The 10,082-nt window shown below is 70.1% G+C and carries 9 protein-coding genes; 7 read left to right on the forward strand and 2 right to left on the reverse strand.

The annotated features are described in order from the left end of the window. Window positions 1–27: 27 nt before the first annotated feature. The 7 genes from MBA17_RS45350 to MBA17_RS45380 all read left to right on the forward strand — a co-directional run bounded on the left by MBA17_RS45350 (window position 28) and on the right by MBA17_RS45380 (window position 7,788). A complete protein-coding gene (locus MBA17_RS45350) occupies window positions 28–1,350 on the forward strand; it encodes a glycoside hydrolase family 36 protein (RefSeq protein ID WP_238504801.1) in 1,323 nt (440 codons plus the stop codon). Further along, the gene (locus MBA17_RS45355) at window positions 1,347–2,285 is read left to right on the forward strand and encodes a carbohydrate ABC transporter permease (protein ID WP_238504802.1); all 939 of its coding nucleotides are present in this window, start codon (window positions 1,347–1,349) and stop codon (window positions 2,283–2,285) included. Before MBA17_RS45350 ends, MBA17_RS45355 begins: the two co-directional genes overlap by 4 nt. 6 nt (window positions 2,286–2,291) lie before the next feature. Beyond that, on the forward strand, window positions 2,292–3,098 hold the full coding sequence (locus MBA17_RS45360) for a carbohydrate ABC transporter permease (protein WP_238504803.1): 807 nt from the start codon (window positions 2,292–2,294) through the stop codon (window positions 3,096–3,098). 15 nt (window positions 3,099–3,113) lie between these two features. Beyond that, window positions 3,114–4,433, forward strand: coding sequence for an ABC transporter substrate-binding protein (locus MBA17_RS45365; protein ID WP_238504804.1), 1,320 nt, complete (start codon window positions 3,114–3,116; stop codon window positions 4,431–4,433). A 119-nt stretch (window positions 4,434–4,552) separates the two neighbouring features. After that, the gene (locus tag MBA17_RS45370; protein WP_238504805.1) at window positions 4,553–6,163 is read left to right on the forward strand and encodes a beta-N-acetylhexosaminidase; all 1,611 of its coding nucleotides are present in this window, start codon (window positions 4,553–4,555) and stop codon (window positions 6,161–6,163) included. 397 nt (window positions 6,164–6,560) lie between these two features. Continuing rightward, a complete protein-coding gene (locus MBA17_RS45375; RefSeq protein ID WP_238504806.1) occupies window positions 6,561–7,130 on the forward strand; it encodes a hypothetical protein in 570 nt (189 codons plus the stop codon). Then, complete coding sequence (locus tag MBA17_RS45380) at window positions 7,114–7,788, forward strand: class F sortase (protein WP_238504807.1); 675 nt, start codon at window positions 7,114–7,116, stop codon at window positions 7,786–7,788. The genes MBA17_RS45375 and MBA17_RS45380 overlap by 17 nt, the downstream gene beginning before the upstream one ends. On the opposite strand, the gene MBA17_RS45385 is transcribed toward MBA17_RS45380, so the two are convergent. Continuing rightward, window positions 7,775–9,088 carry a hypothetical protein gene (locus MBA17_RS45385; RefSeq protein ID WP_238504808.1) on the reverse strand — a complete coding sequence of 438 codons (1,314 nt, stop codon included), beginning with the start codon at window positions 9,086–9,088 and terminating at the stop codon, window positions 7,775–7,777. The genes MBA17_RS45380 and MBA17_RS45385 overlap by 14 nt on opposite strands. A 114-nt stretch (window positions 9,089–9,202) precedes the next feature. Then, on the reverse strand, window positions 9,203–10,082 hold an 880-nt coding region (locus MBA17_RS45390), incomplete at its 5' end, for a dolichyl-phosphate-mannose--protein mannosyltransferase (protein WP_455432976.1).

Below are 10,082 nucleotides of genomic sequence, written 5' to 3' on the forward strand. Positions count from 1 at the left end.
TAAGTAAAGAAGAGAGAAGGAAGGCTGATGTCGTTCTCTGACGTCGGAGAGGTCGTTCGCGGCCCTGAGGAGACGCTGGTCTTCGAGCACGGCTGGCAGTCGTGGAGCCCTACGGGCGCCTACCGTCTGGGCGGGCGACCGCCCCGGGCGGCCGACTCCGCCATCCAGGTGCTCTGCTACCGGCCGGAGACCCCCGTGCCCGAGGGCGTGTTCCAGGGGGAGGGCCTGCTCGCGATCGACCCCGGCGGCGGGGCCCCCGTCGAGCTCTGGTCGGCGCCGAGCCCGCTGGAGGTGCCCTCGATCCGGGCCCGCCAGGAGGGCGACCGCCTGCTCGTCTCCGCCGACGGCCCGGTACGGCACAGCCAGGCCGGCGGCGGGCCGGGCGGGCTCGACCAGGCGTTGCGAGCCTGGGCGGACTCCATGGCCGCCGGGTTCGCGCCCGAGAGCTTCCCCGCCGTGCCGCCCATGTGGTGCTCCTGGTACGGCTACTGGGACAAGGTCACCGACGCCGACGTCATCGAGAACCTGGAGCTGTCGCGGCGGCACGGACTGCCCGCCGACATGTTCCTCGTCGACGACGGCTACGAGGCCGAGATCGGCGACTGGCTGGAGCCGCGCCCCGGGTTCGGCTCGCTGGAACGTGTGGTCGGCGCGGTCACCGAGGCGGGCAGGCGGGCGGGGATCTGGGTCGCGCCCTTCCTCGTCGGCCACCGGAGCAGGATCTTCCGCGAGCACCCCGAATGGCTGGTCAAGGACGCCTACGCCGGTCACATGTGGGACCAGGAGCTGGCCGTACTCGACGTGACGCAACCCGACGCCGCCGCCCATCTGGTCGCGGTGTTCCGGACGTTGCGGAATCTCGGCATCACGCACTTCAAGCTCGACTACATCTACGCGGGCGCGCTGGCGGGCGGGCGCAGCGAGGAGCTGGGGCCGATCGCCGCCTACCGCCGGGGGCTCGAACTCATCCGCGAGGGAGCGGGGGCGGACGCCACGCTGCACGGATGCGGCGCGCCGATGCTGCCCAGCATCGGCCTGGTCGACATCATGCGGGTCAGCCCGGACATCGCGCCGACCCTGCACCCCAAGGCCGGAGACATCAGCCAGCCCTCGCAGCTCGGCGCCCGGCTCACCGGCGCGGCCCGCGAGTTCCTGCACGCGCGCTGGTGGGTGAACGACCCCGACTGCATCATGGCGCGGCCCGAGGTGGAGGCCCGCGAGGAATGGGCCGCGCACATCGCCGGCACCGGCGGGCTGCGCGGCTCCAGCGACCCGATCGCCTCGCTCGACGAATGGGGGCTGGAGACGACCCGGCGGCTGCTGGTTCCGACGAGCACGGAACCGTCGTGACGGCAGACGTCGCAGCGGGGGAGGACGGCGGAGCCACAGCCGTCCCGGCCAGGGCACGGCGGCGTGGAACCGGCACCTGGTACGCCTACCTCTTCATCGGCCCGAGCCTGTTCGGCGTCTTCGCCTTCCTGCTGCTGCCGGTGCTGATCGTGCTCGGGCTCAGCTTCTTCGACTGGGAGCTGCTGTCCGAGCCGACGTTCGCCGGGCTCGACAACTACCGGCGGCTCGCGGGAGACGGCCAGGCGTGGCACTCGCTGCTGGTGACGGTCGGCTACGTGCTGCTGTGCGTCCCGTTGCAGACCGGGCTGGCCCTGGTCCTCGCCCTGCTGCTGAACCAGCGGGTCAAGGGCGTCAGGTTCTACCGGGCGCTGTTCGTGGTGCCGTGGATGGCCACCCCCATCGTGCTCGGCCTGATCTGGAACTGGATCTTCGACCCGCGCGACGGCGCCATCAACAGCGCGCTCGCCCTGGTGGGCGTGACCGGCCCCGACTGGCTGTCCGACCCCTCGTGGGCGTTGCCGGCGCTCGCCCTGGTGAACGTCTGGCAGTACAGCGGCTACAACATGCTGTTCTTCCTGGCCGGCCTGCAGGGCATCCCGCAGGAGCTCTACGACGCGGCCGCCACCGACGGCGCGACCCCGGCGCAGCGCTTCTTCCGGCTGACGCTGCCGCTGCTCAACCCGACGATGTTCTTCGTCATGGTGACCAACCTGATCGGAGCGTTCCAGGTCTTCGACACGGTCTTCGTCATGACGGACGGCGGGCCGAGCCGGAGCACCGCGGTGCTCAACTTCACGATCTTCGGCACCGCGTTCAGGGAGTTCGACTTCGGCTACGCCTCGACCCTGTCCATGTTGCTCTTCGCGGTCATCCTCGTGGTGACGCTGGTGCAGGTCCGGTTCTTCAGCAAACGCACCACCTACGACCTGAGCTGAGGAGCCATGAAGCGAATCCTGCTGTACGCCGCGCTCCTGGTGGGCGCGTTCGTCTCCGTCTTCCCCTACCTGCTCGTGGTGCTGACCGCGCTGAAGACCCAGAGCCAGCTCAACTCGACCAGCCCGTGGCTGCCCGGCCTGCCGCCGACCACCGGCAACCTCACCGAACTGCTGGGCGGCGACTTCCCCCGCTACCTCGTCAACACGCTGCTGATGACGGTGGCGCTGACAGTGGGCCAGCTTGTGTTCACCACGTTCGCCGCCTACGCCTTCGCCCGGCTGCGGTTCCCCGGTCGCGATGCCCTCTTCTGGTTGTACGTGGCGACGATGATGGTGCCGAGCGCGGTCACCATGATCCCGCTGTTCCTCATCATGCGTGAACTGGACCTGGTCAACACCTGGTACGGGCTGCTGGCTCCATACATCCTGGGCACGCCGTACGGGATCTTCCTGATGCGGCAGTTCTTCAAGGGGCTGCCCGCCGGCCTCGAAGAGGCCGCCAGGATCGACGGCGCGGGGCCGCTGACCATCCTCGGGCGGATCATGCTGCCGCTCTGCCGGCCCGCCATCGGCACGCTGGCGATCATCACGGTGATCTCGTCGTGGAACAGCTTCCTGTGGCCGCTGATCATCACCAGCAGCGAGGACACCAAGGTGCTGACGGTGGCGATCGCCGGCCTCAAGGGCGGGGTCGGCGTCGACCACGGCCTCCTGATGGCCGGCGGCCTGATCGCGCTGGTGCCGATGGTCCTGATCTTCATTTTCTTCCAGAGGTACATCGTCCGGTCGGTGGTTCTCACCGGCCTCAAGTGAGAGAGGTCGGCGATCATGCCTGCCCCCCGAATTCGCCAGGCCGCAGCCCTGCTCGGTGCTGCCCTGTTCACCCTGACCGCCTGCGGTTCCGGCTCCGGCTCCGCCGGGGAACCAGAGCAGGTCACCCTCACCTACCGGCTCTGGGACGAGCAGCAGAAGGTCGGCTACGAGAAGGTCATGGCGGCCTTCGAGAAGGCCAACCCGACCATCGACGTCCAGATCGAGATGCTCCCCTGGGACCAGTACTGGACCAAGCTGACTGCGGACGCCGTGGCCGGCACCGCACCCGACGTCTTCTGGATGCAGCCCGCCGCGTTCCCCGAGTACGTGGCCAAGGGCGTGCTGGCCGACCTGAGCGGGCTCAAGCTCGACACCGCCAAGTACCACAAGAACGTCGTGGAATCCTCCAGCTACCAGGGCAAACTGTACGGCGTGCCCAAGGACTGGGGGATCGTCGGGCTGCTCTACAACAAGGACCTGTTCAAGAAGGCGGGCGTCGAGATGCCCGATGAGCTGACCTGGAAGCCTGACGGCTCGGGCACCCTGCTGGAGACCGCGCGCAAGCTGACCGTCGACGAGAACGGCAAGCACCCGGACGAGGCCGGCTTCGAGCCCGGCAAGATCGAGACCTACGGCTTCGGCTCCTGGAACCACTACCAGACCCAATGGATGAACTGGGTCGTCTCCAACGGGGGCAAGCTGCTCGACAAGCCCTTCGGGTCCTACACCTTCAACGACGCGGCCTCGGTGGAGGCCCTGCAGTTCGGCGTCGACCTGGTGAACAAGCACCACGTCGCACCGCCCGCCTCCCAGACCAACCTGCCCACCGGCAAGATGACCGAGATGTTCCAGGCGGGCAAGGTGGCGATGTTCCCCGCCAACAACGCGCTGCTGCCCTTCGTGGTGCCCGAGGCGAACTTCGAGGTCGGCGTCGCGCTGATGCCGGAGGGCCCGCAGGGGCGCGCGGTCTCCCTCAACGGCCTGTCCGAGGTCGTCTACGCCAAGAGCGAGCACCCGGAGGAGGCCATGAAGCTCGCCGCCTACCTGGGCACCCAGGAGCCGCAGAAGCTGATGGCGGACGAGGGCTACGTCTTCCCCGCCCTCGACGGCCTCGCCGACGGCTACGTCGACTACTGGAAGAAGACCAAGAACCTCGACGTCACGCCGTTCCTCGAGGAGTCGAAGGGCACCACCTTCAACCTGCCCATCGTGAACGGCTTCGCCGGATTCGAGACGACGCTGAACCAGATCTTCAACGAGATGTACCTCGGCAAGCTCACCCCGAAACAGGCCGCCGACAAGGCGGTCGCCGAGGGCAACGCCAGCACCGAGTAGGGGTCCACCTCACCGGCCGCCGGCGCCACCCGGCCGGATCCCCTGGTACGGCTCGCCGCCGGGGTGATCCGGCCCGCCACCCCGGCCTGACCCGACTCGCCCGTTCAGAAAGGACATAAATGATCGTCCCCAAGCCCGTCCGGCTCGAAGCCCGGCCAGGCGAGTTCGTCCTCGACCACACCACCGCCCTGGCGGCCGATCCGGCGCTGGCGAGCGTGGCCGCTTGGTTAAGGAGCGAGCTGAGCCAGGTCACCGGCGGTGAGCTGGCCCCGGGCGAGCCGGGCCCGGGGACGATCACGATCGGCCTGGCCGACCTGCCCGCCGAGGCCTACCGGCTCACCGCAGGGCCGGACGGCGTGCGGATCGACGGGGGCGGGCCCGCCGGGGCGTTCTACGGAGCCCAGACGCTCAGGCAGCTCCTGCCCGCGTGGTCGTACCGGAAGGCGCCGGTCGGCGACCGGCTGTCCGTGCCCGCCGTACGGATCGAGGACGAGCCGCGGTTCGGGTGGCGCGGTTGCCTGCTGGACGTCGCCCGTCATTTCATGACAAAGGCTGATGTGCTGCGGTTCATCGACCTGATGGCCGTCCACAAGCTGAACGTCCTGCACCTGCATCTCACCGACGACCAGGGCTGGCGGATCGAGATCAGACGCTATCCCCGGCTGACCGAGGTGGGCGCCTGGCGCAGGGAGAGCCAGACCGGCTGGGACGGCGCCATGGACGGCCGCCCGCACGGCGGCTACTACACGCAGGACGACATCCGGGAGATCGTCGCCTACGCGGGGCGCAGGCACATCATGGTCGTCCCGGAGATCGACCTGCCCGGCCACACCCAGGCCGCCATCGCCGCCCACCCGGAGCTGGGCAACCTCGACACCCCGCTGGAGGTGGGCACCACCTGGGGGATCGGCGTCAACGTGCTGAACGCCGAGGAGAGCACGGTCGAGTTCTTCCAGAACGTGCTCGACGAGGTGCTCGACCTGTTCCCGAGCCCGTACATCTGCGTCGGCGGCGACGAGTGCCGCAAGGACCAGTGGCGGGCCAGCCCGGCGGCGCAGCGCAGGGCCGCCGAACTCGGCCTGGACGACGCGGGGGAGTTGCAGAGCTGGTTCATCAACAGGTTCGAGGAGTATCTCACCGCGCGGGGCCGTCGCCTGATGGGCTGGGACGAGATCCTGGAGGGCCGGCTGGCTCCCGAGACGGTCATCGCGCCCTGGCGTGGCGATCTCGGCGCCGTCATCGCCGCGCGGGCCGGGCATGACGTCGTCACCTGCTCGAACGTCTCCGTCTACCTCGACTACCGGCAGGGCCCCGGCGCGGACGAGCCGGCCCCCTTCGGCACGGTGCTCACCCTGGAGGACGTCTACGCCTTCGAACCGATCCCGGCGGAGTTGGCGGCGGAGCCGGCGGCGACGCGGGTGATCGGCGCGCAGTGCGCCGTGTGGACCGAGTTGATCGACTCCAGCCGGGGCGTCGACTACATGGCCTTTCCGCGGCTGGCGGCGTTCGCCGAGACCGTATGGAGCCCGCCCGGCCGCGACCTGGCCGGTTTCCGCGCCCGGCTCGCGGCCCATCTGTCCAGGCTCGACGCGATCGGTGTGGAGTACCGCCGCGACACCGGGCCACTCCCGTGGCAGACCAGACCCGGTGTCCCCGGCCGTCCCGAGGACCCGCAGGAGTGGCAGGCCACGCTGTCCCGCTGGACCGGCAACCTGCGCGAACACCGGTGACTTGACGCGCTCTTCGACATGAATGCCGAAGACTCAGCCTGTACCGCACATGCGGCACTTCTGCGGCTTCCTGCTTCACCGACCTGAGCCACCGAGATGGTCTTACCGGGTCTCCACAGGCTTTCGAGCCTTCCGGCCCCGTTCCCGCCCGTCCGGCGGTACCTGACGCGATCAACATACCGGACGCCGTTCCGCCTTGGCGGCGAAACGGCTGGAAAATAGCCGGGGGGATTTTCCTGGATAAAACCATCAGGCCTTTTTCGCGAAACCGGCATAGCTCATTAATTGCCTTTCACCTGTCCCATCTTCAGGAAAAAATGCGGTCACCTTTGGGGGTGGCCTGGACGTCGGCGGGGAACGGAGCAGGCATTCATCAGATGGCTCTGGGGCGGTACAGGTGGGCGTGCTTCGTTCGGCGGCGACGGTGACGGTGGCGGGGGTGGTGCTGCTGCTGAATCCGGCTGGCGCCCTGGCCGGTGACGATCTGCGGGTGAATCCCCGGACGGTGCAGCCGGGAGAGGTGGTGACGCTCTCCCTCGGCTGCCAGGACTTCACGGACGCGTACGCCACCTCCGACGCGTTCGGCGAGGTGAAATTCGACGGCGACTCCCGGGTGGACGTCACGGTGACCAAGGACCCGGGGCGGTACCGGGTGCGGGGGAGATGCGACCACGGCGGCGAATGGGTGTCGGAAGACGCCTGGCTGCGTGTCGAGCGCGCGGGCCTGGACGAGGGCGGCTTCGGCGACGGCGACGGCGATGAGGACGGCGACGGTGTGTGCGGCGTCTTCGAAGACTGCGAGGAGCTGGAGCCGTGGCCCGACTTCGGCCCGGCGACCGGTGGCGGCGCGACGGCGCTGCGCACGGTGAGCCCGCAGCTGAGCGTCGGGGTCGGGGTGGGCGTGGTGGGGGTGGTCGCGATCGGCGTGGCCCTGGTGCGCCGCCGGATCGGTGCCCGCCGGCCGTAGGGGCTGGGGGCCCGGCGAGGCGGTCTGCAAGAGCTGCGCGCTCGTCCTGATGGCCGCCGGGGTGGCGCTGGCCGTCGACGGATACGCCAACCGTGACTACGCGCCGCCGCCGGCCCCGCCGTCGGTCACCGAGCCGGCGTCCGGGAAGATCCGGAAGGCCGTCCCCGCGATGCGCCGCTCCACCCCGGTACGGCTCGCCGTACCGTCGATCGGCGTCGAGGCCCCCATCGAGCCGATGGGCAGGATGCCGGACGGCACGGTCGAGGTGCCGCCCGCCTACCGGCCCGACCTGACCGGCTGGTTCGACGAAGGGGTCACCCCCGGCGAACGCGGCCCGGCCACACTGCTCGGCCATGTCGACACGACCACGGACGGCCCCGCCGTGTTCTACCGGCTCGGCGAGTTGCGCCCCGGCGCGCGGGTGCGCGTCACCCGGGAGGACGGCAGCGTGGCCGTCTTCGCGATCACAACCGTCCGCATGTACGCCAAGGACGACTTCCCCGCCAGAAGGGTCTACGGCCCCACCGACGCCCCCACCCTGCGCCTGGTCACCTGCGGCGGCCGCTTCGACCCCAGCAGGGGAGAATATCTGGACAACGTGGTCGCCTTCGCCGACTTCACCCGCGAGGTCCGCACCGCCCGGGTCACCCCAGGCTGACGTACTGGCGGGGGCGGAGGGCGTGGGCGCGGAGGGCGGCGAGGGCCGCCGCCTGGCCGCTGGGGCTCAGCCGTACGAGGTCGGGGGTGGGCGGGACCAGGCCGAACGCGGTGAGCCGGCGGAGCAGGGCGGTCAGCGGCGCGTCGAGGTCGTGACCGGAGGTGGACCGCCAGCCTTCGCCGCTGACCACCTCCGACACCCGGTCGCGCAGCTCGGCGGGGGTGACCGCGGCGCCGTCGGCGAGCAGCATCAGCGCCGCCTCCCGCGCGGACACCTCGAAGTCGTGCTCGCCGCGCGTCGGCACCAGCAGCGCGGCGACGACGGTCTCCCAGAGGCGCGCGGGCTCGTCGAGCAGCCGCCGTCCGGCGGGGGTCAGGACGAGCGCCCGCCCCGTACGGCACAGCGCCCCCATCTCCGCCTCGGCGACCTCCCTGAGCGTGCCCAGGACCGGCACGTCGGATTCGCCGCGAGGGTGCCGCCGCGGCCAGCCGAACCGCTCGGCGGCCTCGGTGCTGAGCGCCCTGGACAGGAAGTGCTTGCGGGTCAGGAGCAGGCCGTCGGCGCCCGCGGCGCGTTGGAGCAGCCAGCGCAGCGCGCCGAGGTGCTCCGCCGAGGCGGGTGGGACGGGGACCGGCGCGTGCAGCCGCACCTCGAACGGCTGGGCCAGCTCCCGCCTGACCGCACCCCTGCCGAGCACCCATCGGTTGAGCCGCTCGCCGTGGACCCGGTGCAGCCAGCTGTCGCCGCCGAGTTCGGCGCGCGGCGCGGTCAGCCAGCGGCGGGTGAGCGCCTCCCTGCGGACCTTCCAGGTGGGAGAGCCGAGCTCCAGCTCCCCCGAGACGATCGCCAGCTCCAGGGCGGCCGAGCAGGCCAGGTGGGCGCCGAGTTCCTCCGGTCCCATGATGGAGCTCCACCGCAGGTCGGGGACGTCGGGCGGGAGCACGCCCGTGGCGTCGAGGGCGGCCTGGTAGGCGGTGCTGCCCGCCTGGTCGCCCGATCGGGCGTACGCGCGCAGGATCTGCGCGGTCGTGGGCGACCGGCAGAGTGCGGCGTAGCGGTCGAGCCCGCCCAGCCGGAGCAGGCGGCCCAGCGCCTTGGCGATGGCGACGTGGTCGGGCTCGTCACCGGCGACCTTGATCGGCAGGGTGTACCAGAGGAACTCGCAGACATCGAGCTGGGTGACCGTCTCCAACGGATCACCGCCGGTGAGCCATTCGACCGCGGTCCTCGCGTCGTCGACGATTTCGGGTTCGGAACGCTCCAGCTCGGCGAGGAGCGCGGCGACGTCCGGTGCAGGCATGCCTCGAAGTCTGCCGTATGGACCCCAGCCATGACGATGACCGAAACCGGTGCGTATTGGGTCGTCCACGCCGCCCAGCCTAGGGAATCAGTGTTAAGCGGGACGTATCCAGAATCAGATCCAGCCCTTCTTGAACAGCATGCGGTCATACCAATCCTGGTAAGGCAGGATCTCAGCGGTGAACACCGGATACAACCACCAGAAGTTGATCAAAGCTAGCAGGGCGAGCGCGCCCACGGCAGCCGCTCCCAACATCCTGCGCCGCGGCTTGGCCCAGGCCGGCCCGATGAGCAGCCCCGCGGCGAGCACGATCGCCAGGATCATGAACGGCACGACGGGGATCATGTAGAACAGGAACATCGTCCGGTTGTCGGCGACGGCGTAGTAGAACCAGGGCAGCCATCCGGCGGCGTAGGCCAGCAGCACGCTCCCGGCCCGCCAGTCGCGGGTCGCGACGTACCACGCGATCATCGCGACCATGGCGGCCAGCGCCGCGAACCAGATGATCGGCGTGCCCACCCCGAGCACGGCCTGCGAGCAGTTCCCGCCCCCGCAGGCGTTCTGCGGCCCCTCGTAGAAGAAGGCGACCGGGCGCAGCAGCAGCGGCCACTGCCACGGCTCCGACTGGTAGGGATGCGTGGACGTCAGGTCGGTGTGGAAGCCGAGCACCATCAGGTGGTAGTCGATCCACGAGCGCAGCGAGTCGAAGACGAAGTAGAACGGCCCGTTGGAGGTCGCCTGGGCCCAGTTGCGGCCGTAGCCCAGCGAGGAGACGAACCAGCCGGTCCAGGAGACGAGGTAGACGACGCCCGGCAGGGCCGCCATCGCGACCAGCGCCGTCGGCAGGTCCCGCCTGGCCGCCGAGCCGTACGGCTTGCGCAGGCCGATCGCGCGGCGCGCCCCCGCATCCCACATCAACGACATCACCGCGAACGCCAGCAGGAAGAAGATCCCACTCCACTTCACCGCACACGCCGCACCCAGACACACCCCC

The sequence above is a fragment of the Dolomitihabitans soli genome (genome assembly GCF_022213955.1).
Classification (GTDB): domain Bacteria; phylum Actinomycetota; class Actinomycetes; order Streptosporangiales; family Streptosporangiaceae; genus Streptosporangium_A; species Streptosporangium_A soli.

Excerpts from the sequence above, each read along its gene's own strand:
- MBA17_RS45360 (WP_238504803.1), top strand. The coding sequence starts at position 2,292 with ATGAAGCGAATCCTGCTGTACGCCGCGCTCCTGGTGGGCGCGTTCGTC.
- MBA17_RS45370 (WP_238504805.1), top strand. The coding sequence starts at position 4,553 with ATGATCGTCCCCAAGCCCGTCCGGCTCGAAGCCCGGCCAGGCGAGTTC.
- MBA17_RS45385 (WP_238504808.1), bottom strand. The coding sequence starts at position 9,088 with ATGCCTGCACCGGACGTCGCCGCGCTCCTCGCCGAGCTGGAGCGTTCC.
- MBA17_RS45365 (WP_238504804.1), top strand. The coding sequence starts at position 3,114 with ATGCCTGCCCCCCGAATTCGCCAGGCCGCAGCCCTGCTCGGTGCTGCC.
- MBA17_RS45350 (WP_238504801.1), top strand. The coding sequence starts at position 28 with ATGTCGTTCTCTGACGTCGGAGAGGTCGTTCGCGGCCCTGAGGAGACG.